At 71.3% G+C, this 23,916-nt stretch carries 24 protein-coding genes; 12 read left to right on the forward strand and 12 right to left on the reverse strand.

Going from position 1 to position 23,916, the window contains the following annotated elements:
• Nucleotides 1-110: 110 nt before the first annotated feature.
• The 3 genes from HHX35_RS21650 to HHX35_RS21660 form a co-directional block, all read right to left on the reverse strand.
• A complete protein-coding gene (locus HHX35_RS21650) occupies nucleotides 111-1,025 on the reverse strand; it encodes a DUF72 domain-containing protein (protein WP_182900710.1) in 915 nt (304 codons plus the stop codon).
• A 167-nt stretch (nucleotides 1,026-1,192) separates the two neighbouring features.
• The gene (locus HHX35_RS21655; protein WP_225898822.1) at nucleotides 1,193-1,873 is read right to left on the reverse strand and encodes a response regulator transcription factor; all 681 of its coding nucleotides are present in this window, start codon (nucleotides 1,871-1,873) and stop codon (nucleotides 1,193-1,195) included.
• The gene (locus HHX35_RS21660) at nucleotides 1,870-3,903 is read right to left on the reverse strand and encodes a sensor histidine kinase (RefSeq protein ID WP_182900557.1); all 2,034 of its coding nucleotides are present in this window, start codon (nucleotides 3,901-3,903) and stop codon (nucleotides 1,870-1,872) included. The genes HHX35_RS21655 and HHX35_RS21660 overlap by 4 nt, the downstream gene beginning before the upstream one ends.
• 212 nt (nucleotides 3,904-4,115) lie before the next feature.
• On the opposite strand from HHX35_RS21660, the gene HHX35_RS21665 reads away from it, so the two are divergent.
• From HHX35_RS21665 to HHX35_RS21695, 7 genes are all read left to right on the forward strand, one after another.
• A complete protein-coding gene (locus HHX35_RS21665; RefSeq protein ID WP_182900558.1) occupies nucleotides 4,116-4,739 on the forward strand; it encodes a hypothetical protein in 624 nt (207 codons plus the stop codon).
• Nucleotides 4,740-4,818: 79 nt separating this feature from the next.
• Complete coding sequence (tatA, locus tag HHX35_RS21670) at nucleotides 4,819-5,106, forward strand: Sec-independent protein translocase subunit TatA (RefSeq protein WP_182900559.1); 288 nt, start codon at nucleotides 4,819-4,821, stop codon at nucleotides 5,104-5,106.
• A gap of 165 nt (nucleotides 5,107-5,271) precedes the next feature.
• Nucleotides 5,272-5,787, forward strand: a complete 516-nt coding sequence (locus HHX35_RS21675) for a hypothetical protein (RefSeq protein ID WP_182900560.1) — start codon at nucleotides 5,272-5,274, stop codon at nucleotides 5,785-5,787.
• A gap of 198 nt (nucleotides 5,788-5,985) precedes the next feature.
• Complete coding sequence (locus HHX35_RS21680) at nucleotides 5,986-7,305, forward strand: MFS transporter (protein WP_182900561.1); 1,320 nt, start codon at nucleotides 5,986-5,988, stop codon at nucleotides 7,303-7,305.
• Nucleotides 7,302-8,645, forward strand: a complete 1,344-nt coding sequence (locus HHX35_RS21685; protein WP_182900562.1) for a carotenoid oxygenase family protein — start codon at nucleotides 7,302-7,304, stop codon at nucleotides 8,643-8,645. The genes HHX35_RS21680 and HHX35_RS21685 overlap by 4 nt, the downstream gene beginning before the upstream one ends.
• A 36-nt stretch (nucleotides 8,646-8,681) precedes the next feature.
• The gene (locus tag HHX35_RS21690) at nucleotides 8,682-9,122 is read left to right on the forward strand and encodes an SRPBCC family protein (RefSeq protein ID WP_182900563.1); all 441 of its coding nucleotides are present in this window, start codon (nucleotides 8,682-8,684) and stop codon (nucleotides 9,120-9,122) included.
• A gap of 70 nt (nucleotides 9,123-9,192) precedes the next feature.
• Nucleotides 9,193-9,885 carry a TetR/AcrR family transcriptional regulator gene (locus tag HHX35_RS21695; protein ID WP_220505715.1) on the forward strand — a complete coding sequence of 231 codons (693 nt, stop codon included), beginning with the start codon at nucleotides 9,193-9,195 and terminating at the stop codon, nucleotides 9,883-9,885.
• Nucleotides 9,886-9,966: 81 nt separating this feature from the next.
• On the opposite strand, the gene HHX35_RS21700 is transcribed toward HHX35_RS21695, so the two are convergent.
• Complete coding sequence (locus HHX35_RS21700; protein WP_182900565.1) at nucleotides 9,967-10,746, reverse strand: hypothetical protein; 780 nt, start codon at nucleotides 10,744-10,746, stop codon at nucleotides 9,967-9,969.
• 403 nt (nucleotides 10,747-11,149) lie between these two features.
• On the opposite strand from HHX35_RS21700, the gene HHX35_RS21705 reads away from it, so the two are divergent.
• Entirely contained in the window at nucleotides 11,150-12,046 is an 897-nt protein-coding gene (locus HHX35_RS21705) for an oxidoreductase (protein ID WP_182900566.1), read from the forward strand.
• 63 nt (nucleotides 12,047-12,109) lie between these two features.
• Here HHX35_RS21705 and HHX35_RS21710 read toward each other — a convergent pair whose 3' ends face one another.
• The 6 genes from HHX35_RS21710 to HHX35_RS21735 all read right to left on the reverse strand — a co-directional run bounded on the left by HHX35_RS21710 (nucleotide 12,110) and on the right by HHX35_RS21735 (nucleotide 17,224).
• A complete protein-coding gene (locus HHX35_RS21710; protein WP_182900567.1) occupies nucleotides 12,110-12,274 on the reverse strand; it encodes a hypothetical protein in 165 nt (54 codons plus the stop codon).
• A gap of 110 nt (nucleotides 12,275-12,384) precedes the next feature.
• Entirely contained in the window at nucleotides 12,385-12,849 is a 465-nt protein-coding gene (locus tag HHX35_RS21715) for a hypothetical protein (RefSeq protein ID WP_182900568.1), read from the reverse strand.
• A gap of 246 nt (nucleotides 12,850-13,095) precedes the next feature.
• On the reverse strand, nucleotides 13,096-14,229 hold the full coding sequence (locus HHX35_RS21720) for an acyltransferase (RefSeq protein WP_182900569.1): 1,134 nt from the start codon (nucleotides 14,227-14,229) through the stop codon (nucleotides 13,096-13,098).
• A gap of 50 nt (nucleotides 14,230-14,279) precedes the next feature.
• A complete protein-coding gene (locus HHX35_RS21725; RefSeq protein WP_182900570.1) occupies nucleotides 14,280-15,938 on the reverse strand; it encodes a serine/threonine-protein kinase in 1,659 nt (552 codons plus the stop codon).
• Between the two features lie 159 nt (nucleotides 15,939-16,097).
• Nucleotides 16,098-16,289, reverse strand: coding sequence for a DNA-binding protein (locus tag HHX35_RS21730; protein WP_182900571.1), 192 nt, complete (start codon nucleotides 16,287-16,289; stop codon nucleotides 16,098-16,100).
• Entirely contained in the window at nucleotides 16,289-17,224 is a 936-nt protein-coding gene (locus HHX35_RS21735) for a DUF72 domain-containing protein (RefSeq protein WP_182900572.1), read from the reverse strand. The genes HHX35_RS21730 and HHX35_RS21735 overlap by 1 nt, the downstream gene beginning before the upstream one ends.
• A 194-nt stretch (nucleotides 17,225-17,418) precedes the next feature.
• On the opposite strand from HHX35_RS21735, the gene HHX35_RS21740 reads away from it, so the two are divergent.
• Together HHX35_RS21740 and HHX35_RS21745 are read left to right on the forward strand one after the other, a co-directional pair.
• Nucleotides 17,419-18,210: a hypothetical protein gene (locus HHX35_RS21740; protein WP_182900573.1), complete on the forward strand. Its 792-nt coding sequence runs from the start codon at nucleotides 17,419-17,421 to the stop codon at nucleotides 18,208-18,210.
• Nucleotides 18,197-19,387 (forward strand): ImmA/IrrE family metallo-endopeptidase, encoded by a 1,191-nt coding sequence (locus HHX35_RS21745; protein WP_182900574.1) that lies wholly within the window; start codon nucleotides 18,197-18,199, stop codon nucleotides 19,385-19,387. The genes HHX35_RS21740 and HHX35_RS21745 overlap by 14 nt, the downstream gene beginning before the upstream one ends.
• Before the next feature lie 44 nt (nucleotides 19,388-19,431).
• On the opposite strand, the gene HHX35_RS21750 is transcribed toward HHX35_RS21745, so the two are convergent.
• Both HHX35_RS21750 and HHX35_RS21755 read right to left on the reverse strand, forming a co-directional pair.
• Nucleotides 19,432-20,781 (reverse strand): glycoside hydrolase family 36 protein, encoded by a 1,350-nt coding sequence (locus HHX35_RS21750; protein WP_182900575.1) that lies wholly within the window; start codon nucleotides 20,779-20,781, stop codon nucleotides 19,432-19,434.
• A gap of 85 nt (nucleotides 20,782-20,866) precedes the next feature.
• Nucleotides 20,867-21,235: a group 1 truncated hemoglobin gene (locus tag HHX35_RS21755; RefSeq protein WP_182900576.1), complete on the reverse strand. Its 369-nt coding sequence runs from the start codon at nucleotides 21,233-21,235 to the stop codon at nucleotides 20,867-20,869.
• Between the two features lie 429 nt (nucleotides 21,236-21,664).
• On the opposite strand from HHX35_RS21755, the gene HHX35_RS21760 reads away from it, so the two are divergent.
• Both HHX35_RS21760 and HHX35_RS21765 read left to right on the forward strand, forming a co-directional pair.
• Complete coding sequence (locus tag HHX35_RS21760) at nucleotides 21,665-21,931, forward strand: hypothetical protein (RefSeq protein ID WP_182900577.1); 267 nt, start codon at nucleotides 21,665-21,667, stop codon at nucleotides 21,929-21,931.
• A 28-nt stretch (nucleotides 21,932-21,959) separates the two neighbouring features.
• Nucleotides 21,960-23,915, forward strand: coding sequence for a hypothetical protein (locus tag HHX35_RS21765; RefSeq protein WP_182900578.1), 1,956 nt, complete (start codon nucleotides 21,960-21,962; stop codon nucleotides 23,913-23,915).
• The last annotated feature ends 1 nt before the right edge of the window (nucleotide 23,916 follow it).

Here is a 23,916-nt window from a genome sequence, read left to right on the forward strand (position 1 = left end):
TCCGCAGTGCCATCGAAATAGCGGTGCCATCGAAAGAAGCGCCACCCTCCGCTCCCTCGGCCGTGTTCCGTCACCGCTGACCGCGCGGGCCACTGGGCTCCAGCCGCGTCTCACGGTGCTCCGGCGGACGGCCTGGCGACGTCGGCGCCCCGCTCCTCGAGCAGTTCGACCAGGCGTGCGGCGTTGCGCTGGGAGTTGTCGGCGCAGCAGTTGTTGGTCAGCACGTGCGTGGTCGCCGTACGGGCGGCCAGGTCCGCGATCCGGCCGGCCCAGTGCCGGAGCTCCTCCTCCGAGTAGAGGTAGCCGAACCGCTCCTCGATGACGCGGCTCGTCCACTTCTCCGAGTGACCGTGCAGGCGGACGACGGCGAGGTCGGAGGTGGCCGCGAGCACCGGCGGGACCGACGAGGGATGCCCCTGCGGCATGTCCACTCCGACGTACGGCACGTCGTTGGCGACCAGGAAGTCGAGGGTGTCCCCCCGGGTGGCCTCGTCCATCCAGGCCGCGTTGCGGAACTCGACGCACACGCGCATCGGCAGGCAGCGGTCGCGGCATTCGAGGATGTAGCGGCGGTTCGCACCACCCGGCGGGAACCACTGCGGAAACTGGAACAGCACCGCGCCGAGTTTCCCCGACTCCTGCAACGGCTCCAGCGCGCCGAGGAACCGGCGCCACACTTCCTCGACGACCTCAGGCGGAAGGTCGCGCCGATAGAGCGTCCGTCTGGGCTCCCCCAGCACGGCCCGCAGGTCCCTGTAGAGCGCGGCCGGCCGGGTCGGATGCCCGGTGAGCAGGGAGAACGCCTTCACATTGAAGGTGAAGTCCTTCGGCGTACGGTCACGCCACAGCTCGGCCGTACGCCGGGCCGGCGGGTTGTAGTAGGTGGCGTCCACCTCCACCAGGGGAAACCGGCCCGCGTAGTAGCCGAGCCTGGCCTCGGGTGTGGACGCCTCGGGCGGATACCAGCCCGAGGCGAGCAGCGACTTGTCCGTCCAGGAGGCCGTACCGACCAGGATCTTGCCCATCACCGTCGCACGGTGCCCCCCGCAGTCACATGCCCACCACAGTCGCACGCCCATCACAGTCAGGGGCTCATGACAGTCGCAGGGAACCGACTGTTTCAGCGGGCGGGGGATTCCGCGCTTCCTCCCTTCATGATCCCCAGTGCCCCAAGTGACGAACGTGACGCGGATCAGCGGCCGAAACCGGCCTCACGGGCTCGTACGATCGCCTGCGCCCGATCGGCGACCTGCAGCTTCGCGAAGACGTTGGACACGTTGTTGCGCACCGTCTTGGGCGACAGCGACAGGCGCTCGGCGATGCGGGTGTTGGACAGGCCGGCCGCGATGAGATCGAGGATCTCCCGCTCCCGGGCGGTGAGCTGCGGAAACGGGTCCTGCTCCCGCGGCCGGACGGCGGCGAGCCTGCTGAAGTAGCGGGTCACCCGCCCGGCCAGCGCGGGCCCGAAGATGACCTCGCCGCCGGCGACGGCGGCGACGGCCCGCAGGATCTCCGTCTGGTCGGCGCCCTTGAGCAGGTAACCACGGGCTCCGGCCAGCATGGCCGCGAAGACGCTCTCGTCGTCCTCGTGCATGGTCAGCACGAGCACGTGGGTCTCCGGGCAGGTCTCCACGATGCGCTGGGTGGCCTGGACGCCGTCGAGCCGCGGCATCTGCAGGTCCATGACCACGACGCGCGGGCGGAGCGTCATCGCCTGGGCGACGGCCTCCTCGCCGTCGGCCGCGGTGCCGACCACCTCGACCTCACCCGTGGAGGCGAGCATCATCCGCAGGCCGTTGCGGTAGACGGGATGGTCGTCGGCGAGCAGCACGGTGGGCATACCGGCGCCATCGGGGGACGGGCCGGCGGTCATCGCGTCGCCTCCGCGGGAAGAACGGCGTGGACGCGGGTGCCGCCGCCGTCGCGGGAGGTGACGGAGCAGCTCCCGCCGAGCTCTTCCGCCCGCTCCCGCATGCCGAGCAGGCCCACGCCGACCAGGGCTCCCGGCCGCACCCCACTCCCGTCGTCGAGCACCTCGACCTCCAGTTCGCTTCCGGTCGCCGTCAGGCGGACCTCGCAGGTGCCGGCGTCCGCGTGCCGCGCGACGTTGACCAGAGCCTCGCAGACGATCCGGTAGGCCGCCACCTCGGTCGCGGCCGGCAGTCCGGTCAGGTCGCCCGCCGCGTCCACGCGTACGGTCAGCCCGCCCTCCCGGAACCGGGTGGCCTCCTGCCGCAGCGCTCCCGCCAGGCCGAACTGGTCCAGGGCCGGCGGGCGCAGGTTGTGGACGAGCCGGCGTACGTCGCCGAGCACGGACGACAGGTCGGCCCGCACCTCGTGCAGCGCCTCGTGGGCGGCGCCGAGGTCCCGGGTCACCAGGTTGCCCGCGGCCTCGACCTTCAGCGCGGCGGCGGCGAGCGTGGGCCCCAGCCCGTCGTGGAGGTCTCTGCGCAGCCTGCGGCGTTCCTCCTCGACGCCCGTCACCAGGCGTTCCCTGCTGTGCTGGAGCTCCTCGGCCAGGGCCGTGGCCCGTACGGCCGCCGCGGCCTGCCGTACGACGTCGGCGAGCAGCCGCTGGTCGGCGTCGGCGAGCGGCGCGCCCGCGCGCGGGACGAGGACGAGGCGGCCGATCGGAGCCGCGCGGTAGGCGAAGGGAAGGACGAGGACGTCGTCGCGCCGGGCGCCGTGCTCGACCACGAGCGTGCGGCCGTCGGCGCGGTCGAGTTCCACCCGCACGTACGGCGAGCGCAGCGCCGTGGACACCGCCCCGGCCACGGTGAGCAGCAGTTCCTCCGGGCTCACCGACTCCTCAAGCCGCCGGGCCAGGGCCGAGACGACGTCGTACGGCTCCGCCCGCCCGGCGAGGACGCGGTCCACCCAGCGGCGGACCCGCTCGCGCAGCGGCGCGTAGACGACGGCGACCGCGGCGGCGGCGAGCACGGCCGCGACCGGCTCGTCGATGAGCGCGCCCAGCCCCACGAAGACGGGGACGTCGATCGCGACGACGGCCACCGCCAGGCCGCCGTAGAGGAGGGTCCAGCCGAGCACGGGGTCGATGTCGTACAGCCGGTATCGGCCGACGGCCACCAGGACGGCGACGGCGATCGCCACCAGGGAGACGACGAACGTGAGGTCCTGCGGCGCCCCCTCCACCACGGCGGGCACGAAGATCAGCACGCCGTTGAGCAGGGCCGCCAGCAACATCCAGCGCAACTGTGCGCGGCGCGCGCCGGACGACCCCCGGAAGCGCCGGACGAAGGCCGCGAGCGACACCAGGAGGCTCAGCACCAGCGCCACCGGGGTGAGGGCCATCGCGATCCGCCAGAAGGCGTCCGGCACAGGCGGCATCGGCAGGTCGAGCCCGGGGCCCCGCCACGGCTCCCCCGGCGACTGCACCCGCCACGGAACGGTGAGGAAGACGAGCACGGCGAGGCCGGTGGCGCCGAGCGACAGCGACGCGGCCCACCGCCAGCGCGGCGACGGCAGCCTGCCGTCGGGGAAGAGCAGCAGCACGAGCAGCGGCACCAGGTTGAGCAGCGGCCCGAGTCTCGCCCCCGCGTACACGGCGACTCCGGTCAGCGGCAGCGTGCCGCCGTGCCGGGTGAGGGACAGCACGGCGTAGCCGCCGGCGAGGCCGTTGAGGCAGGACACCGCGCCGCCGCCGATCAGCAGCCAGGTCATCGGGTGCGCGGGCAGGCGGGCGGCCAGCACCCCGCCGGCGACGGCGAGGGCCACGCCCGGAACGGTGGACGACCACACGGCCCAGTCGAGCGGCTCGGGCCGGATCACCGGTCCGGTCGCGATCTCGATCCAGGTGGCGGACGCGGCGGCGACGACGGACAGGGCCGCGAGCACCGTCGCGGCGGCCCCGAGACGGCGAGAGGCGTCAGAAGGGCCGGGCACGCGGTCCAGCGTGCCACAGGGCCGCCCTTCCCGGCATGGGACCGGTGTCCCGTTTCCGCCCGGGACGCGTGCCCCGGACCGGTGCGGGCGCGGTGGTGGCCCCGCTCTCTGTCGGCCCGGGACGCGGCGCGGAGACCGTGGTCACGGCACCACCGGTCGCGGCACGGCCGGAGGGTCGCGCGACGAAGGCTTCCGCCAGGAGGGGGACGATCATGTCCGTTCACATCACGCCCAGCAACGTCAATCCACAGGAACCGGCCGCGGCGGCGGCTCCGGCCGTGGCGGCGCCGCCCTGGACCCGGATGGCCGGAGTGCTGCTGGCCGCCGGAGCGGCGGCCTGGGCGGCCGGCACGGTCATCGTCGGCGACGACATCCAGAAGGGCATCCAGACGCTCGACACCGTGACCGGGATGCTGTTCGTGGCCGGGGTGTTCGGCTTCGTCGCGCTCGTGCTGGCCACCCGGGCCACGGGCGCCAGGTGGGGCCGGATCATCCCGGCGGGCCTGCTCGTGTCGCTTCCCGGCGCGTTCCTGCTGAACGCGCTCTCGTTCGGCTACGCCACCCACGACGACTTCCCGCTGTCGCTGATGATCCTCGACGCCTGCTGGCCGCTCAGCATGCTCGGCATGCTGGTCCTCGGCATCGCCGTGGCGGTCACCGGCCGTTACCGCGGCGCGCTGCGCTGGCTGCCGCTGCTCGCCGGGCTGTGGTTCCCGGTCACGATGGTGGCGCAGATCTTCGCCGGGTCCACCGCCTCGGTGTGGGTGAGCGCCGCCTGGCTGCTGGCCACCCACGCCCACATCGGCGTCCGGCTCGCGCTGCGCCCCGCCGTCTGACCGAACGCCCCACGCCGGCCCTCACCCCGATGAAATAGCCTGTGAGCAGGCAAAACGACGACCAGAGGAGAACCCCGCCATGGGTTCGCTCAGCCCTGTTCACTGGATGATCGTGTTCGTGGTGCTCGTGCTGCTCTTCGGCGCGAAGAGGCTGCCGGACACCGCGAAGGCCGTCGGGCAGTCGCTGCGGATCCTCAAGAGGGAGACCGGCAAGCTCGGCGACGAGGACGACGCCCCGGCCGCCCGGGCGCGTACGGCACCCGTCTCCGCGGACGCTCAGGAGCGGCTGCGCGCGCTCGAAGAGGAGAACGCCCGGCTCAGGGCCGCGGCGGACACCGCGCGGCGGGACGAGCACGAGGCCCGCTGAGGCGTTCTCCGCGCCCTGCCGGTGGCGCCGCATGCCGGGAGCGAGCACCGCACTCGGCGTCCCGTGGCGATCGAGACGCGACGTCGTGGGGGCCGGGCATGGTCGCTTACGGAAATCCGCCCGGTTCGCGCGAACCTTTCCGCGGGGCCCGGACTCCAACAGAGCATGAAGCTCACCCTGCTCCGCGTCGTTCTCCCCGCCGCCGCGGCCGCCGCGTTGCTCTCCGCGGCGGCGCTCCCTGCCGACGCCGCCGCCGTGCCGAAGTTCGCCACGCCCAAGCCTTACGGCACGTCGTTCCAGAGCGACCCCCACCATGACTTCACCAAGCACATTTCGCCGCGACACGACGGCATCCTGCGGGGCTGGGTCACGCACTACCGGTCCGGGGTGGCGGAATACGAGCCGATCAGGTGGGTGAAGGACAGCCACACCGAGGGGTACTTCGAGGGCCCGCCCGAGGGTGACGTCACGGCCTACGCCTCTCCCGTGGCGAAGAACGTGGTGTTCTACAGCGCCACCGGGTGCAAGGGCACCACGGTGACCGTGAAGAACGGCGGCCTGGGGGCGAAGCGGTGCTCCCGGAGTGAGCTGGTCTCCCGGATGAAGTCCATGCATCATCCGGCGCTCATCACCGTCTATCGCGGCGCGATCGTCAAGGTGCAGGAGATCTACACCCCCTGAGTCACCGAAGGACCGCCGGTCACCCGGCACCGCTCCGCGCAGGGCCGGACTTCCCATTCCCCGGAAGTCCGGCCCTTTTTCGTGCCCGGGGCCTTTCGCGCACGGGCCTCACGCGCACGCGGACGGCGCCGGCTTGACGTCAATCGAGTTAGGATCACATACTCTGGTTATAGCCCTTAACCAACGGAACGAGGTGTCATGCTCGTGTCGGTCCGCGCCCGCGGTGCCTCGCTCGCGCTGCTGGCGTCGTCGCAGTTCCTGGTGGTGCTGAACACCTCGATCGTCAACGTGGCACTGCCCGCCGTCGGCGACGACCTGAGCCTGTCGGCCGCCGCGTTGTCGTGGGTGGTCAACGCGTACCTGATCGCCTTCGGGGCGCTGCTGCCCGCGGGCGGCAGGATCGCCGACCTGTACGGCGGGCGGCGGGCCCTCTCCGCGGGGATGGCTCTGTTCACGGCCGGCTCGGCCGGGGCCGCGCTCTCCCCGGGAGCCGGGATGCTGATCGCGGCGCGGGCCGTCCAGGGCGTCGGGGCCGCCGTGCTCTCCCCGGCCGCGCTGGCCATCCTGCTCGCGTTGTATCCGACCGGCGCCGCACGCGGCCGGGCGCTCGGCGTGTGGGGTTCGGTCTCGGCGGCGGGCGGCGCGGCCGGGGTCCTGCTGGGCGGGCTGCTGACCGACGCGCTCGGATGGTGGTCGGTCTTCGCCGTCGGCGTGCCCGTCGCGGCGTTCGTCCTGGCCGCCGTGCCGCGCCTGGTCCCGGGCGACGACGGGCCGCCGCGCGGCGGCGGCCTGCCGGGAACGCTGTCGGTGACGCTGGGCCTGCTCGGCATCGCCTACGGCCTGGGCGGCGGCGGATGGGCGCCGATCGCCGCGGGCGTGGCCCTGCTCGGCGTGTTCGCCCTGTGGGAGCGGCGGGTGGAGCGACAGGCGGCAGCGCCGCTGATCCCGCCGAGCCTGCTGCGCACGGCCGACGTGGGCATCGGGAACGTGCTCATGCTGCTGCTCGGGATGGTCTGGGTCGGCACGTTCTTCTTCCTGCCGCTCTACCAGCAGCGGGTGCTCGGCTACTCGCCCTTGGAGGCGGGGCTCACCCAGCTCCCCCTCGCGCTGACGCTCGTCCTGGCGCCGCTCGCGGCGGGCCGGCTGCGCCGCACACTCGTTCCCGGCCTGCTGACGCTGGCCGCCGGGCTGGCCTGGCTGGCGCGGGCGCCGGAGGACGGGACCTTCCTCGTCGACCTGCTGGGACCGACGGTCCTGGTGGGCGCGGGACTGGGGTTGGCGTTCGTGCCGCTGACCGCGCTCGGCGTCGCCGGGGTGCCCGGCGAGCGGGCGGGCGCCGCGAGCGGCCTCATCACCACCACACGGCAGGTCGGCGGCGCGCTCGGCCTCGCCGTCCTCACCTCGGTCGCGGGCCTCGCCCCGGGCGGTGTCACCGGCTACCGCCACGCGTTCCTGGCGGCGGCGGCCATCTCCCTCATCGCGGCGACCGCCGCTCTCGTGAAAGGACGCATCCGATGAACAAGCCCTACCTGACCGGTCACTTCACCCCGCACATGGACGAGGTGACCGCCCGCGACCTGGTGGTGGAGGGCACGCTGCCCGCCGAGCTGACCGGCCGGCTGGTGCGCAACAGCCACAACCCCCTTCCGGGCGTCACGCCCACCCACTGGTGGAAGGGCAGCGGCATGGTCCACGGCATCCGGCTGCGGGACGGCCGGGCCGAGTGGTATCGCAACCGCTGGGTGCGCACCCCCGCCCTCGACGGCGCGCCGTACATGACGGAGAACGGGCCCGACCTGACCGCCAGCACCGCGGGGACCCACGTGATCGAGCACGCCGGCAGGCTGCTGGCGCTGTGCGAGGCCAACCACCCCTTCGAGCTGACCCCCGAGTTGGAGACGGTCGGGGCGTACGACTTCGGCGGGAAGCTCACGACGATGATGACCGCCCACCCCAAGAGCGACCCGGTCACCGGTGAGCTGCACTTCTTCGGCTCCTCGCCGTTCCCGCCCCACCTCGTCTATCACGTGGCCTCCCAGACGGGCGAGATCGAGCTCAGCGAGAAGGTGCCGGGCGCGACCGCCTCGCTCAAGCACGACTTCGCGATCACCGAGCACTTCGTCGTGTTCGTGGAGGGCTCGGTGACCTTCGACCACACCGAGACCTCCGGCATCCCGTACTCCTGGAGCGACGACCAGGTCACCCGCATCGGCGTGATGCCGCGCGGCCGGGGCGGCGCGGCGAGGATCCGGTGGTTCGCCATCGAGCCCGGCAGCCTGCTGCACGTCGCCAACGCGTACGAGGACGCCGAAGGCCGGATCGTCCTCGAAGGGCCGGCCATGGGCCGCGACGGGTTCCGGCACTCGTGGAAGTGGTGGGCGGGGCTGCCCGGGCACGGCGCCGTGCCGAACTCGCGTTCCTTCACCCGGCGGTGGGTCGTCGACATGCGGGCGGACAAGGTCGCCGAGGACCTCGTGGACGACCTGGTGGTCGAGTTCCCCACGATCAACGACGACCTGCTCGGGCGCGAGCACCGCTACCAGTACGCGATCTCCTTCCCTGACGACCGGGGCGTGGGCGGCTACGGCGTGGTCAAGTACGACCGGGTCTCCGGAGGCAGGCAGGTGCTGCCGGTCGGCGACGGGCGGCTGCCGAGCGAGGCCGTCTTCGTGCCCGACGCCGGCGCGGTCAACGAGGACGACGGCTACCTGCTGACGGTCGTGAGCGACCTGCACGCCGACGCCTCCCAGCTGCTGGTCCTGGACGCCGCCGACCTGGGCCGGCCCCCGGTCGCGACCGTGCACCTGCCCCGCCGGGTCGTGGCCGGCATCCACGGCTCGTGGATCTCCGACAACTGACATCCCCCTTAAGAGGAAGAACTGAGAGGAAGAACGATGGACATCGACAGCAACGCCCCCGTCATCGTCGAGCTGGAGACCACCGTGCACGCCCCGATCGAGAAGATCTGGCGGCTGCAGACCGACATCGACGCCTGGCCGAGCTGGAACCCCGGCGTCTCCTCCGCGCGCCTGCGCGGCGACCTCGCCGTCGGCGCCACCTTCGACTGGCAGACACACGGGCTGGTCATCGCCTCGACGGTCGCCGAACTCGTCCCCGGCCGCCGCGTCGTCTGGGGCGGCCCGGCGCACGGCATCGAGGGCGTGCACGTATGGACCTTCGAGGAGATCGACGGAGGGGTGCTCGTACGGACCCGGGAGTCGTGGGCGGGCCCGCCCGTCGAGGCCGACCCCGAGGGGATGCGGGCGGCGCTGGAGGGCTCGCTCCGGTCCTGGCTCGCCGCACTCGAGCAGACGGCGCTCAAGCAGACAAGTTGATGATCCCTCTGACCCGGCAGTCGCGATGAGGCGGGAGACGCCGATGAGAGGCACTCACCATAATGAGAGGATGTCAACGCCGCGACAGCGCTATCGAGACCAGGTCCGTTCGGAGATCAAGCAGCTCGCCCTCGTGCAGATCGGCGAGGGCGGGGCGGCGGCGCTGAGCCTGAACGCGGTGGCGAAACAGCTCGGCGTCACGGGCCCGGCGCTTTACAAATACTTCCGCAGCCGCGACGACCTGCTGACCGAGCTGATCCTGGAGGGCTTCGACGAGGTCGCGGCGGCCGTACGGGCCGCCGCCGGCGAGGGCGCGCCGCGGAAGCGGCTGCACGCGCTGGCCCAGGCCTTCCACGGATGGGCGGTGGCCAATCCGCACCTGTTCCAGTTGCTGGCCGGCACGCCCTCTCCCGGCTACCAGGCTCCCCCGGAGAGCGTGCTGCGGGCCCGGAACGTGCTCGGGCCCTTCCTTCCGGTGTTCGCCGGGGGGCACTGCCGACCGGGGACCGAACCGCTGCGGGAGCAGATGCGGCGGTGGGTGGAGGAGACCCCGGCGGTCGCCGAGTGGGTGCGCGCGTTCGCCCCGGAAGGAGATCCGGCGACCGCTCTCACCGGAACCGTGATGGCCTGGTCCCAGCTCCAGGGCGTGGTGAGCCTGGAGGTCCAGGGGCAGTTCGCCGGCATGGGTCACAGCGGGGCCACCCTACTCGACGCCGTCATGGACGCTCTCGCCGACAGCATGGGCCTGCCCGCCCCCCGGTGACACGCCTCCGGAGACGCGGCTCCGGAGACGCGGCTCCGGCCGGTCGGCGCCCCTCACCGGCCGGACCCCGGATCTGCCCGTTCAGGCCGTTTCCGCCTCGATTCTGTTGATCCACCGCGCGCAGTTCTTGCAGGCTCGCCGCGACTCCCAGTGCGGCGTATTCACGGCCGGCTTGCCGGTCTGCCTTTTTATGACGGTGCCACCGGAGTTGTATGTCTCCGAATGGAAGACCAGAGAGTTCTTCGGAATTTGGGACGCCGAGGTGAAATTGGACTTGTGCAGGTATTCGTTCATCACGTTGACCTCGCCGCACACATCCGTCGGCCACTGGGCGACGGGACCGCTCCCGCCGAGCAGCTCATACATGACGGGGTGCAGCGTGGGGGTGAGGCGATTCGCCGTGCCGCTCTGGCCGACGTAGACGTCTTCCGTCTCCAGGTCGACAAGCCCGGTGACCACCGTCCCCGAGGTGTGGGCATGTCGCTTGCGGTACTCGACGGCCACCGCCGCGGCTTTCTGCTTGAGCCGCTCCCGGCGCGCCTTCCGCTCCTGCTCCTCACGGGCCCGATCCAGCGCGGCCTGTTCCTGCAGGTAGTAGAGCCAGGCACTGTAGAGGGGTCCCTTCAACTGATCGACGAGGGTGGTCCTGACCTTGTCGGGGTCGTTCGCCCACTCCAGAGCGTTCAGCTTCTCTGCCAGGAGTCCGACTTCGTCCATGGACGGCCGGGAGTTCCGGATGGACATCTTGCCGTGTATGCCTTTGACCTCCAGCTTCCGCGCACGGGCCCACTCCCTGAGCTTCTGGGGGTCGCTCGCCGCCGGAACCCATGTCGCCGCTTCCGGGGGTTTCGGTTCGGTCATTCTTCGCCTCTCTCCAGAATCGCCGGTGATCTCTCCGCGGCCGGACAGGTGAACTGTACGTCCGGCCAGAAGGAAAGAAAACAGCGAAAATTGGGGCTCCAACTCCTGCCACCCATTGATTCCTCAACGAAATCCGAGAAACAGCCGGCACATAATGAGTCTTCCTTATTCCGACTCGAAGGATTAAAGGACGAGGACGGCCACACGACCACGAAGGCGAAATATTATGATTACTACCTCAATGGCACGTTCACGCGCGTGTTCCGCAGGTGGTGAGAGCGCCGGACCACCGCGCCGTCCCTACCCGGGCGGTACCCGCATGGAATTCCGATCAGACGCGAAGCGACGAGAAAGACCGATCCCGCCGGGACGCCGGGACGCCGGTTCATGGCACCCTTCAGGGATGAGTACGGAGACGATCAGCGCAGCGGCGGCGGGGACCTGGCGGCTCGGCGACCTCACGGTCAACCGGATGGGGTTCGGCGCGATGCGCCTGACGGGCAGCGCCGCCTTCGACCTCGGCACGCCGAGCGACCGCGAACGGTCGATCGCGGTGCTGCGGCGCGCCGTCGACCTCGGCGTGAACCACATCGACACGGCGGCGTTCTACTTCTCGCGGCTGCGCTCGGCCAACGAGCTGATCAACCGGGCGCTCGCGCCATACCCAGACGACCTGGTCATCGCGACCAAGGTGGGCCCGGGACGGGACCCGTCCGGCGAGTGGCTGCCGCTCGCCCGGCCCGACCAGCTGCGCGGCCAGGTCGAGGAGAACCTGCGCCAGCTCGGCCGTGACCACCTCGACCTGGTCTACCTGCGCCAGGCGGGGCTCGACTCGATCGCCGAACACTTCGGCGCGCTCGCCGAGCTGCGCGAGGCCGGTCTCATCCGGCACCTCGGGATCTCCAACGTCCGGCCGGAGCATCTCGCGCAGGCCCAGGCGATCGCGCCGGTGGTGAGCGTGCAGAACCGGTACGGCGTCGGCGCCACACGCAGCCGAGGGCTCCTGCGCACCTGCGGCGAGCAGGCAATCGCCTTCGTGCCGTTCTTCGCGATCGCCGGCGAGGGCCGCGAGTCGGGGGCGAGCGGCACGGACCAGGACGAGGTGCGCGCCGTGGCCCGCGCGTACGGAGCGACCCCCGCGCAGGTGCGGCTGGCCTGGACGCTCCAGCTGGGGCCGCATGTGCTGGCCATCCCGGGCACCGGCAACCCCGATCACCTGACCGAGAACGTCGCCGCCGCCGCGCTGCGCCTCACGGACGAGGAGTTGGCCCGCCTGGACGCGCTCTCCGACGCCGGCTGACCGGGGACTCACGGGAAGGCCGCCGGCTTCCTGGGGGAGCCGGCGGCCCCGGTCGTGCGGCGGTCACTGGTCGCTCTCGGCCTCCGCCTTGGCCGACTGCGTGTCCTCGCCCTTGCCCACCCTGGCCAGCGCCTCACGAAGCTGCTCGGCGGTCATCTTGGAGCTGCCCTCGACGCCCGCCTCATGGCCCTGACGGTGCGGGTCGTGGAGTTCCCGGTCCTCACTCATGACCCGTCCCCTCCTGCGTACCGGCATCAGAGCCGCTGGTCCCCGCGGACGCGCCGCCCACACGGCCACCGGTCGGAGTTGACGCGATTTTTCCGCGGCGGACGAGAAGATCAGCCGTTGCTTTGCAGAACGCCACGAGCGACGTCCGGAGATTCGGTCGAGAGGTAAATCCTCCGCACCGCCCTTTTCCCGGTCCCCGCGAGGTCGATGTTCACGGGGGGGTCGAGTTCGATGCGGACGTTGACTGTGCTCGCCACCGAGCACGCCATCGCATGGGGATCCCCCGCGACGGCACGAGGCCCACGTCCCTTGATCGTCTGCAGGACCGGGGACACGGAACGGACCGAATCCCGCGGGACCGCGAGCTCGCCCAGAAATCCCGTACGCAGGATCAGCTGCGAGGACGAGATGAGATGCGGATGGCGGGCGGTCGCCGCCGCCGCTCCCAGGGCGGCGAGCACCAGCAGCGTCTCGAACAACGCGTGCACCGCCTTGAATTCGGGCGGAATCATGCCGGAGACGAGGACGGCCGTGACGATTTCCACCACGACCAGGACGATGACGACCAGCCGCAACTCCGACGAGTGCGGCAGTCGCACTCCGCCGGGTGCGCCGGGAACGGGGCGTCGCGTCATCCAACCGGCGAGTGATCCCAGCAGAATTCCCGTAATGCGCGCTGCCGACGGTCTCCGCTTCACATAACCCTCGGACACACCCGGCACAGTCGAATTCCTTCCGACGACGCGGACAATTCACTGATCAGGGTACGATTCCATTTCCGGAATAGCCTCAAGCGGGGTTTTTGTCACTCCCTGAAATCGTCACGCGTCGATAGCGGACCGGCGGAGGTACGCGTTCAGGCGGCGGCCGAGGCGCTGTCCGGGGGCCTCCACGAGGCGGTACGCCACGTGACCGAGCGCCAGCAGGACGAGGAAGAACACCGGGAGGTTCGGGACGACCCGCAGCAGGAGGGGATGCAGCAGATACAGGGAGAAGCTGATCACCCCGAGGTGGGCGAGCCACCGGGGGAACGGCCGGTGCCGCAGCCGGAACGCGAGCGCGAAGAAGCCCGCCGCCAGCAGGACCGCCGCGGCCCAGGCGGGCTCGTCGGCCACCAGGACGCCGCAGACGAGGACCGTCAGCAGGGCGGCGACGGCCCGGACCGGCCGGAGCGTGCCCTGCTCGGCACGCCACACGGCGGTCCCGGCGAACATCACGGCCGCGATGACCAGGCCCTGCCCTGCTCCGATCCGACTGCCGAGGATCACCAGTGCCAGGCCGAGCAGGCCGCCGATCACCGCGGCCGCCGTCCTGAGGCGCCCGTTCGCGGTCACGGTCACGACGATGACCAGGACCACCGCGGCGCCCATGAGCGCGGCGACCACGTCCGCGCCGCCGTTGATCGTCGCGCCCGGCATGAGCAGCCCGAGCGGCACGGCCGCCACCGCGAGGACCACGGCGATCGGCGCCGACCTGTGCGCCTGCCGTACGGCGAACAGCCCCGCCGTCATCAGGTAGAACGCCATCTCGTAGGAGAGCGTCCACATCACGTTGATCACCGAGGGGACGCCGAGGAGTTCCTGCAGCATCGTGAGGTTCGCCAGCGCGACGAGCGGCGGCGGCCGGCGGTCGAGGTCCGGCGACGTCGCGAACACCCCGGCGTACGCGAGGAGCAGCGCGAGGGCGAGCGCGGCGAGCAGCAGCGGGAGGAGCCGGAAGGCACGGCCGGTCCAGAAGGCCCGCAGGTCGCCCCGCCGCTCCAGTGAGGCCGGGATGATGTACCCGCTGACCAGGAAGAACACGAAGACGCCCCACGTGCCGACGTCGACCCTGCGGTCGACCTCCGCCCAGACGGCCGGGAGGAAGGTCCAGGCCGAGTGGTGCAGCGCCACGGCCGGAGCGGCGATCCCGCGTAAGGCGTCCAACCATGCCAGCCGGGTGCGGTTTGCTGCCATTCAGGTGACTTTAGGCGAAAGATGCGGGTTCAACATCACCGCACCTTCCGTCACACCGCCTTGCGGACGCTGAAGTCGTCGAAGGAGACGGTGACCGTGCCGCCACCGGCCTCGGGCACGCGCGCGACGATCCCCGCCTGGCTGTGCGGCCCGGCCGGCAGGACCTGGGGGTCGACGACGTCGTGAACCTGCTCGCCGTCGATCCAGAACGTGAGACGGGAGCCCCGGCAGGCGGCCTGGAGACGCACCGCCCGTCCTGCCTCCGGGGGCGTCACCGTCACCGGCGGTGCGACGTCCAGACGGCTCCCCCGGTCGTTCCTGACCACCCGCGCCGTGCCGTCGAGGCCGAGCAGGAACGCGTACCCCGTCGGCGTGTCCTCGTCCCACCGGCACAGCAACCCGAAGCCGCCCTGCCCCGCCGACCCCGCGCGCGGGTCGGCCGTCACGCCGACCAGCACGTCACGCCCCTCGGCCGCCGCTGTCTTGGCCGGTACGGGCGACAGCGCTGGGTTGTACGGATCGGTGTGGTCGGCGCGGATCGTGTAGACCCCCCGGTCGATCTCGTATCCCCGCGTCGTGCGCCGGTCCCCCACCGCGTCGGGAACGAAGTCGTAGCCGTCCCAGTCGCCTCGGTCGCCGAAGTCGTCGCTGTAGAGGGGGGCGCCGCCCTCCGGGACTTCGCCGCCACCCGGTCCGTTCAGCAGGAGGACCCCGCCCGCGACAGCCGCCGCCGTCACACCCGCCGCGAGTCCCGCGATCCACCCCCGCCGCAGGCCGGAGGCGCGCGGCCGCCCCGCCGCACCTGCGGTCGTCGGAACCTCGTCCGCCGGTCCTGTGGTGGGCGGCGCGTCGTCGGGGACCGTCATGGGGAGCCCGGCGGCGGACGCGTCGCCTCCTGTCAGCGCGTGCAGCAGGCCGGCGGTGGTGGGCCGGGCCGTGGGATCCTTCGCCAGGCAGGCCTCCAGGAGCGGGCGGAGATCGGCGGGCACTCCGGACAGGTCGGGCTCGCGGGTCGAGATGGCCATCAGCACGGCCGGGACGCTCGGGCCGGCGAAGGCCAGCCGTCCCGTGGCGGCGTACGCCATCGTGACGGCCCAGCTGAAGACGTCGGAGGCGGGGCCGGGTTCGGCGCCGGCGAGCTGTTCCGGAGCGATGAAGGCCGGCGTGCCCGCCATGCCGGCCCCGCTGACGGTGTGGTCGTCCGCGCGGGCGATGCCGAAGTCGATGACCACCGGACCCTCGGGCCCGAGGATCACGTTGCCGGGTTTGAAGTCGCGGTGCACGATCCCGGCGCGGTGGATCGCGGCGAGGGACGTCAGCGTGGCCACGGCGAGGCGGTGGAGCCCGCTGCCCGTCCGTGGGCCGTCCTCGGCCACCGCCGCGGCCAGGGAGGGCCCCGGGATGTACTCGCTGACGATGTACGGCCGGCCGTGGTGGGATCCGGCGTCGAGCACGCGGGCCGTACAGAAGGGGGCGAGCCTGCGGGCCGTCTCCGCCTCACGGAGGAACCGGCGGCGGGCGCCGGCGTCCATCGCGGCCCTGGTGTGCAGCACCTTGACCGCGACCAGACCGCCCGCCCCGTCCTCTCCGAGGCGGACGGCGCCCTGCCCGAGGTAGACGGTGCCCTGGCCGCCCTCGCCGAGCACACCGGTCATCCGGTGGCCGCCGATCTCGCGAGGGTCACCGGGATCGAGGGGGCGCGCAGGCACGGCCGATCCCGTCACGAGCGGCGGTCGCGACCGGCCGGCTCCGACCTTTCCCGCATTCGTCGCGCTCCCCTGCGATGCCGAAGGTCCTCACCAGAACATGCCGGATCCTGCCATATCTGGAGATCACCCGAAGGCGAATCACGACGGCCGGCCGGCCGCTCAACCAGTGCGGAAGGACAGGCCGTGCTCCTCCATCGCCTGCCGCAGCACCGACATCGCCTTCGGGCCCATGCCGTGCAGCGCGAGCAGCTCGGCCTCGGTCGCCCGCGTGAGCTGTTCGAGACGCGTGTAGCCCGCGCCGGCCAGTGCCCGCGTCGCCGGGTTACCGATCTTGGGCAGGTTCGTCTCCATCAGGTCCTCTCCTCGGTGAACTCGCGGCCGGGCCCGTCCTGCCGGGGGCGTACGTCACAATTCGGCAGGCCCGCCAGTACGGCGGCGAGCTGCCGGGCGTTGACCTGCGCGTAGTCGCGGTAGCAGTTGTTCAGCAACACGTGGGTCGTGGACGCCTGGCCGCCGAGTTCGCGCAGCCTCGGCGCCCACCGCTCCAGCTCCTCGAGGGAGTAGCGGTAGCCGAAGCGCTCGTGGATGTCGTGACTGGTCCACTTGTCGCTGTGCCCGTGGAACCGCACGACCTCCAGGTCGGACGTGACCGCGACGACCGGCGGAATCGAGTCCGGATAGCCCTGCGGCATGTCCACGCACACGTACGGAATGGCGTACGAACGGAGGAAATCGAGGGTCTCGGCCTGGTTCTCCTCACTCATCCACGTGTGGTTGCGGAACTCAACGGAAATCCGCAGCGGCTCGCAGCGCCGCTTGCACTCCAGGATGTAGTGCTTGTTCGCCCGGCCGATAGGGAACCACCGGGGGAACTGGAAGAGCACCGCCCCGAGCTTGCCCGCCTCCCGCAGCGGCAGCAGGGCGGACAGGAACCGCTCCCAGACCTGGTCCACGACCTTCCGGTCGAGGTCGCGGGCGTACAGGTTCTTGCCGCCGCCGCTCGGCCTCAGGTCCTTCGGCAGCGCGGCCGGCCGGGTCGGATGCTGCGTGAGCAGCGAGAACGCCTTGACGTCGAAGACGAATTCCGCGGGCGTGCGCTCGGCCCACAGCCGTACGGTGGCCTCGGCGGGCGGCGCGTAGTAGGTCGAGTCGACCTCCACCAGCGGGAACCGGCTCGCGTAGTGGCGCAGGCGTTCCTCCGGCGTCGTGACGCCGGGCGGATACCACCCCGACTCCAGCAGCGTCTTGTCGGTCCACGACGCGGTGCCGACCAGGATCTCCCCCATACCTCACCATAAGGAGCCCGGTCGGCCCCAGCCGTCCCCGGGCGTCCCCGGCGGTCAAAGAGGTGTGACGTACGTGACGTGTGAAGTGTTCGCGGGACTATGATGTCGGAAAATAAAGTGCCCTCGGTGTCCGGTGGCCACTGGACGAAGTAGCACTGGAAACCAGCACTGCGCGGAGCACACCGGAGGTGGCGATGCTGTCGACCTGGGCGCTGGAGACGTTCGGCCCGCGCGCCGAGCAGATCCGCCAGGGGGTGGCCGAGGCACTGGCGCTCGCGCTGGAGAACGCCCAGGACGCCCAGAAGACGGCACAGACCGAGCTCCTCCACCCGTTCGGTTTCACGCTCATGTCCCGCAAGTTCGAGGCCCTGGCCAGCACGTTCGCGGACATGCCCGACGTCGAGACCGTCAAGCCGCCTGGCTCGCAGCACGAGCTCGTCGTGCTCGGCGGCAACCTGCTGTTCCCCTTCCGCTACGCCAAGGACCGCTCGGTCAGCGTGGTCAACGCCAGGATCGGCGACGGCAGGCCGTCCGGGCTGGTGCAGGCGCTGTTCACCAGGTTCGGCCCGCGACCCTGGGCCGAGCAGCTCACGCTCGGCGGCGTCGAGGCCGCCCTGCCGGAGCCCGCGACTCCGGCCGACCGCGCGCTCACCCGGCTGCCCGAGGGCACCCGCCTCGTGCTCATCGCGTACGCGTGCAACGCCAGGGCGGGTCTGCTCGACGTGTGGTGGGGCGAGGCCGAGCTGCTCGACCGCACCGGCAGCCTGCGCTGGCACCACTGCGAGCCGATCCCGCTCGCCGGGCAGGCACCCGCGGCGGAGCTGCCCGGGGTGGCGGCCCCCGTCGGCGAGGCGTCCGCGTTCGCCCGGGGCGCGATGCCGACTCCGGCTTTGAATCCGCGCCCGCCGTACGAGCGCGCGACCGCCCTGCCTCCGATGAGCGAGGCGCCGTACGCACCGGACGCCGCCGCCGATGAAGGACGATGACCGGCTGCGCCTGGTCGAGGAGACCGTCCCCCCCGAATCCGGCAACACGGCACCCAGCCCGCAGGCTGTGGCGGACGCCTTCGACGGAACCCGCCTCACCCAGGCGCGGCGGCTGGCGGCGCTGACGAAGAAGGAGGTGGCCGAGCGCATCGGCGTGTCACCCGCCGCCGTCGGCCAGTACGAGGCCGGGGTCACCCGGCCGCGTCCCGATCTGGTCCCGCTCCTCGCCGAGGTGCTCGCGGTGCCCGCGGCCTTCTTCCTGCCGGGCCGCCCGCACGGCAAGCTGGACGGCTCGATGGCGCACTTCCGCAGCCTGCGCTCCACCCGGGCCTACCAGCGCGCCAAGGCCGTGGCCTTCGTCGAACAGGTCTGGGAGCTGACGTACGCGCTGGAGAAGCGGGTGCGGCTCCCCTTCGTGGACCTGCCCGGCTTCGCCGGGGGCGAGGTGCACTCGGGCAGCGCCCTGCCCCGCGATCCCATGGACGCGGCCCGCGCGCTGCGGGCCCACTGGGGGCTCGGCACCGGGCCGATCAGCCACCTGGTGCGGCACATGGAGTCCCGCGGGATCGTCGTCGTCTTCCCCCAGGCCGACGAGGACGCGGTCACCGTGGACGCCTTCTCCACCGCCAGCCTGCCGCGGCCCATCGTCGTGCTGACGCCCAACCGCTTCGACGACGTCTACCGGCACCGCTTCACCGCCGCCCACGAGCTGGGGCACCTGGTGTTGCACGGGGACGCGGCGGCCGGGGACAGCCAGCAGGAGCGCGAGGCCGACTCCTTCGCCGCGGAGTTCCTCACGCCGCGCGACAGCATCCTGCCCGGCCTGCCCGCCCGTGCGGACCTGCGGCGGCTGGCGGAGCTGCGCCGCGTCTGGGGCGTGTCGGTCGACTCCCTGCTGTATCGGTGCCGGGAGGTCGGCCTGCTGTCCGACTCAGCGGCCGGGCGCGCCTATCAGCGACTCGCCGCGCTGCGCGGACAGCCGGGCTTCGCCACAGAGCCGGTGTCGGGCTACCCCGGCGAGCAGCCGGTCCTGCTCGCCCAGGCCTTCGAGATGGCGGCGGCCGAGACCGGGCTGACCGTGCCCGCGCTGGCCCGGGAGCTCGCCTGGCCCATGGCGCGCGTACGCGAGCTGATCGGCCTGCCCGCCCACCGCCCCCAACTCAGACTCGTCCCCTGAGAGCGCGCACGGCCGTGCTTCGCGAGGACTGGAGCGATCACGGGTCAGACGAGCGGGGTGGGGTCGGCGGGGGTGAGCAGGCGGCGGGTGGTCTCCAGCCCCCACTCGTCCAGGCCGCGCAGCCGGTCACTGGAGGCCCGCAGGCCGCCGTACCGCTCGACGGTGCGCGCCCAGTCCCCCCGCCGTTCGACCTCCGGCCGGAGCATGAGGCAGTCGGGGTCGTTGATCCAGAACCTGCCGTGCTGCCATGCCCGGGCGACGGTGTTCCTGGTGGCGTTGGCCTGGCTGGGCTCGGACGGGTGCCCGCTCGGGTTCTGCCAGTACGCCGCGATGTCCGGGCCCACCCGCATGGCGTCGACCATGCCGACCGAGGGCAGGATCGGCGCGCCGCAGCCCAGCAGGTACGCCTCGGGACCGATCGCCTCGCGGATGAGCCGCAGGCCGTGACGGTAGGCTTCCACGCCGGTCACGTCCTCGTGGCGGCGGCCCTCCAGCGCCCCCGCGTACACGAAGTCGATTTTGAAGTAGTCGACGCCCCAGCCGCGCATGGTCCGCAGCGTGTCCGCCAGGTAGTCGGCCGCGCCGGGGTGGGTGAGGTCGAGCGCGGCGCAGGAGTCGCCGAGGACGTCCCCCGCGAAGACCGGGTCGCCGCTCGCGGGATCGGTCACCAGCCACTCCGGGTGCGCGGCGAAGAGGGCGCTCTTGCCTGCCACGACCATGGGGGCGATCCAGATCCCGGCCCGCCGTCCGTGCTCACGGATGCGCCGGATCAGCCCGGGCAGGTCGTCGAAGCGGCCCGAGGACGTCAGCCAGTCGCCCGGCTCGGCCTGGTAGCCGTCGTCGATCTGCACGACGTCCACGGGGACCGCCAGGTCGTCCATGGTCGTGAGGTTCTCGGCGACGTCCTCCTGGGTGACCTCGGAGAAGTACTGGTACCACGAGCACCAGACCGTGGGTGACGGGCGCGGGCGTACGCCGGCCCCCTCCGCGAAGGCGGCGCCCCAGCGGGCCAGCGCATCCTCCAGCCCGCCCTGATGCCGCACGTGATGTACGGGTGCGTCCGACGCGATCACGACCTGGCCGCCGCGCGGCCGCGCCTCGATGACGGGCACGCGGGAGGCGGCCGTCTCGGCACTTGCGGCACCGAAGACGTGGACGGGGCCGCCGTCCCCGGGATCGACGGCCAGCAGCCCCTCGCCCCGGAACACGCCCTCGTCGGGGGCGGAGCCGTAGTGGCAGTCGATGACCAGCGAGTTCGGCAGGGTCACCCGATAGGGCGTCTCGGCCAGGGGAAGGGCGGCGGTGACGCTCCAGGACTGCCAGCCCTCCGCGTAGACCCGGGCCCTCGCCGGGTCCACGCCCAGGGCGGCGACGTCCTCAAATCGCGGTTCCATCACCGGCCAGTCCATCCGTGAACCGGTTAAGGGTCAAGGTCCGTCTCATCGGGTGGACGGACCGGGCACGCCCACCGGCGACCGCTCAGGCCGCGACGGCGCTCTGCACGATCTGCTCCTTCAGTGGCGCCAGGGCTCCGGCGATGGAGCCGATCGTCTCGGTGTCGACGCCGCACGACTCCAACGCCCCGACCAGGTGGGAGACCACATGCTCGAACTCCTCCGCCGTGATGCCGAGCCCGGCGTGCGCCTCGTCCATCGACTTGCCCCGGTATTCCTGGGGACCACCGAGCGCGGCGGCGACGAAGCTGCGCTGGTGTGCCTTGAGCTTGGCCATGTCGACGCCCGCGAAGTAGCCCCGCAGCATCGGATCGGCGACGACCCGCGTGTAGAACTCGTCGACCACGGCCGCGACCGCGTCCGAACCACCGACCTGATCGAAGATGGACGCCATAGCGCTTTCCTCCCGCGTGTGCATGACCTCATCGCCCACGATGATCGCCACTCTTCGTTACGGCCCGATTACCAGCCGGGAATACGTACGTAGCCGGGCACTCACGCGGTCGACACGATCGAAAAGGCCGCAGGCGGGGGCGGGTGCGGGTGCGGGTACCGGTTGTTGCTCCAAGTAGTTGATTCTTCCCACTGGCGACGTGAGCGAGGCGGGGATAAGTTCCCACGCGGGAGGACGTTTTCGCCTTGCGAGGCAGAAAAGCGTCAGTCAAATCCGGAAACGCTTCGCTCTCGAAATACCGAGCTATTTCGGGGTTGCCGCGCTTTAGGGCGATGTCTACCTTTGACATCGAACATGGCTCGGGGGCGGGCGGCAGCGGGGGGCGGCGTGGCGGAAGAGATGGTGCCCAACCCTCGCCACGCACAGCTGGTGGAACTTCTCAAAGAGGTGCACAACCGATCACAGGAGGTCGGGCAGGCATACCAGCGCGTCTACGCGTCGATGCAGTCGGGCAAGGTCTGGACGGGACCGACCGCCACGAAATGGACTACCGAGGTCGCGGACCGGCATCACCGCCTGGCGCAGCTCGTACGGCAGATGACCCACGCGATCGAGGAGGAACTGCACCGGCACCCGGCGATGGTGACCCGTTCCCAGGCCGAGCTCATCCGCCGTCAGCTGACCGGACGCCCCTGACCCCGGCGGCCACGGGAGGAAGAACACGATGACGACCCCCAGCGGCGACTTCTGCGGCATCGACCCGGCGGCGATGAACGCCATGGCGGCCGACCTGCGCCGGGCGTCCGACCGGCTCACCTCCTTCGCCGCCGACTTCGAGGGGCTCTTCCGGGCGAACGGAGTGAGCACCACACCACTCGCGCAGATCGCCGCCATCGCCGACTGGGGCAGAAGCCAGGCCCCCACATTGTCCGAGCGGGCCGAGCTGATCAAGGCGTTGAACGGGACCGGCGACCACACCTTCGCCCGGCTGCCCGACGCGCTGGACAGCTTCGCGGCCGGCCGCGGCCTGGGCCTCATGTACGGCGCCGACATCTTCACCAACCCCGCCACGAGCGTCGAGACCAAGGGTGAGCTCGCCCACCAGCACATCAAGGAGATCGCCGCGCTGGCCAAGGACCCCGCCGCGGCCGCGGCGTTCTTCGCCACGCTGCCGGCGAAGGTGCGCGACGCACTGCCCAACCTGCTCATGAACACCGGCAGCCCGACGGCCAAGCAGGATCTGTCCGCCTTCAGCGCCGCCCTCGGCGCCGCGCTACGCGCCCCCGGAGTCCCGGCGATGGAGAAGGTGAAGGCCGAGCTGGTGAGCAAACCGGCGAACCGGAGCGTGGCGTGGAACCGGCTCGCACTGCTTGTCGGAGCGAAAGCTCCGACGGACGTCCGCGTGGCCGCCGCCCGCGCACTCGCTCTGGACGACTTCGTGAAGAACCCCCGCCAGGACCGGACCGGCGCCGGACTCGACGAGACCAGGACGTACGGCTACTCCCCCGACACCGTCGCCCTCGCGCTGGAAGTCCTCGTGGGGGACGGCAAGGCCGCACGCGCCGCCTTCGCTCAAATGGGCGGTGACGGGGTCAAGCTCACCCAGCTCGAAAAGATGAAGCGGTTCCTGGACTACAGCACATCCGTCGCCTCGGGTGATCAGGTCGCTGATGCCTTCGGCAGGGTGATGGAGGCGGGCAGCGAGACCACGACGGAGAAGCCGGGCAAGCACTCGGGGGAGGCCGCCGCGTTCGCCCTGGACGCGATCCTGGCGGCCGGCTCCTTCGGCAAGGATCTCCCGAGCTCCGCCCGGGACTCCATGGCCTCGATCGCCACGTCGTACATCCACGAACTCGCCTCCGGCGCCCGCTTCGACAAGGCCGCCTACCGGACCTCCGGCAGGCCCCGGCCCGACGAGTGGCTGCCGATTCCCGGCGTCACCCCCGCGTTCTACTTGAGCCCGGGAGACACCTACCGCTTCCTCCAGACGTTCGCCGGAGAGGAGCGGCTCACCGACGACTTCGACAAGACCGCGGCCCTCTTCCGCTACGACATCCTGACGAACGCAGCTCGGCTGGAAGCCAATGGAAAGAGCGGTCATCTTGAACGTGCCTCGCAGATGTTCGGCGATCTCGGCGGGCTCGAGTTCAAGGCGGCGCTCGAGGTTCGCGGCGAGAAGGACGCCACGGACAGCCTGATTCGGGATCTCACCAAGAACACCATGGGTCTGGGCATCGACCAGATTCCGATAGCGGGCACTCTCATCGAGACAGGCTGGACGCTGACGAAAACTTACGGTGTGAGCAAATTGCTGGACAACTGGGCCGCCGGTTTCGAAACCCGCGTCCAGGCGCTGACCGAAGCTCGGGCGAATACCACTCTCCGGCAGAAGTACGACATGGCATACCTGCTGTATGACGCAGGTTACCCGGCAAGTAAGCCACCGGCCGAGCTGATCAGCACGAAAACCGGCCGCCTCAAAACATTCGACGAATTTATGATTGAGGCCAAGCAGGAGGCGATCCATACTGGAAAAAGCTGGGAGAGTGTCCTGCGCACGAAGCTGACCCCATACGAACGATGGATGGACAGCAACGAAGCCCTCGACAAACAGATCGAGAGGTCCTCACGCGCGCAGACCAGCGAGCTGGCCAAGGAACTCATCCGCACTTGGGGCTGAC

The sequence above is a fragment of the Microbispora sp. H10830 genome (assembly GCF_014161375.1).
GTDB lineage: Bacteria > Actinomycetota > Actinomycetes > Streptosporangiales > Streptosporangiaceae > Microbispora > Microbispora catharanthi.

Excerpts from the sequence above, each read along its gene's own strand:
- HHX35_RS21745 (WP_182900574.1), top strand. The coding sequence starts at position 18,197 with ATGAAGGACGATGACCGGCTGCGCCTGGTCGAGGAGACCGTCCCCCCC.
- HHX35_RS21720 (WP_182900569.1), bottom strand. The coding sequence starts at position 14,229 with ATGGCAGCAAACCGCACCCGGCTGGCATGGTTGGACGCCTTACGCGGG.
- HHX35_RS21730 (WP_182900571.1), bottom strand. The coding sequence starts at position 16,289 with ATGGAGACGAACCTGCCCAAGATCGGTAACCCGGCGACGCGGGCACTG.
- HHX35_RS21685 (WP_182900562.1), top strand. The coding sequence starts at position 7,302 with ATGAACAAGCCCTACCTGACCGGTCACTTCACCCCGCACATGGACGAG.
- HHX35_RS21665 (WP_182900558.1), top strand. The coding sequence starts at position 4,116 with ATGTCCGTTCACATCACGCCCAGCAACGTCAATCCACAGGAACCGGCC.
- HHX35_RS21705 (WP_182900566.1), top strand. The coding sequence starts at position 11,150 with ATGAGTACGGAGACGATCAGCGCAGCGGCGGCGGGGACCTGGCGGCTC.
- HHX35_RS21765 (WP_182900578.1), top strand. The coding sequence starts at position 21,960 with ATGACGACCCCCAGCGGCGACTTCTGCGGCATCGACCCGGCGGCGATG.
- HHX35_RS21750 (WP_182900575.1), bottom strand. The coding sequence starts at position 20,781 with ATGGAACCGCGATTTGAGGACGTCGCCGCCCTGGGCGTGGACCCGGCG.
- HHX35_RS21735 (WP_182900572.1), bottom strand. The coding sequence starts at position 17,224 with ATGGGGGAGATCCTGGTCGGCACCGCGTCGTGGACCGACAAGACGCTG.
- tatA (WP_182900559.1), top strand. The coding sequence starts at position 4,819 with ATGGGTTCGCTCAGCCCTGTTCACTGGATGATCGTGTTCGTGGTGCTC.
- HHX35_RS21695 (WP_220505715.1), top strand. The coding sequence starts at position 9,193 with ATGTCAACGCCGCGACAGCGCTATCGAGACCAGGTCCGTTCGGAGATC.
- HHX35_RS21675 (WP_182900560.1), top strand. The coding sequence starts at position 5,272 with ATGAAGCTCACCCTGCTCCGCGTCGTTCTCCCCGCCGCCGCGGCCGCC.
- HHX35_RS21700 (WP_182900565.1), bottom strand. The coding sequence starts at position 10,746 with ATGACCGAACCGAAACCCCCGGAAGCGGCGACATGGGTTCCGGCGGCG.
- HHX35_RS21650 (WP_182900710.1), bottom strand. The coding sequence starts at position 1,025 with ATGGGCAAGATCCTGGTCGGTACGGCCTCCTGGACGGACAAGTCGCTG.
- HHX35_RS21710 (WP_182900567.1), bottom strand. The coding sequence starts at position 12,274 with ATGAGTGAGGACCGGGAACTCCACGACCCGCACCGTCAGGGCCATGAG.
- HHX35_RS21755 (WP_182900576.1), bottom strand. The coding sequence starts at position 21,235 with ATGGCGTCCATCTTCGATCAGGTCGGTGGTTCGGACGCGGTCGCGGCC.
- HHX35_RS21740 (WP_182900573.1), top strand. The coding sequence starts at position 17,419 with ATGCTGTCGACCTGGGCGCTGGAGACGTTCGGCCCGCGCGCCGAGCAG.
- HHX35_RS21680 (WP_182900561.1), top strand. The coding sequence starts at position 5,986 with ATGCTCGTGTCGGTCCGCGCCCGCGGTGCCTCGCTCGCGCTGCTGGCG.
- HHX35_RS21655 (WP_225898822.1), bottom strand. The coding sequence starts at position 1,873 with ATGACCGCCGGCCCGTCCCCCGATGGCGCCGGTATGCCCACCGTGCTG.
- HHX35_RS21690 (WP_182900563.1), top strand. The coding sequence starts at position 8,682 with ATGGACATCGACAGCAACGCCCCCGTCATCGTCGAGCTGGAGACCACC.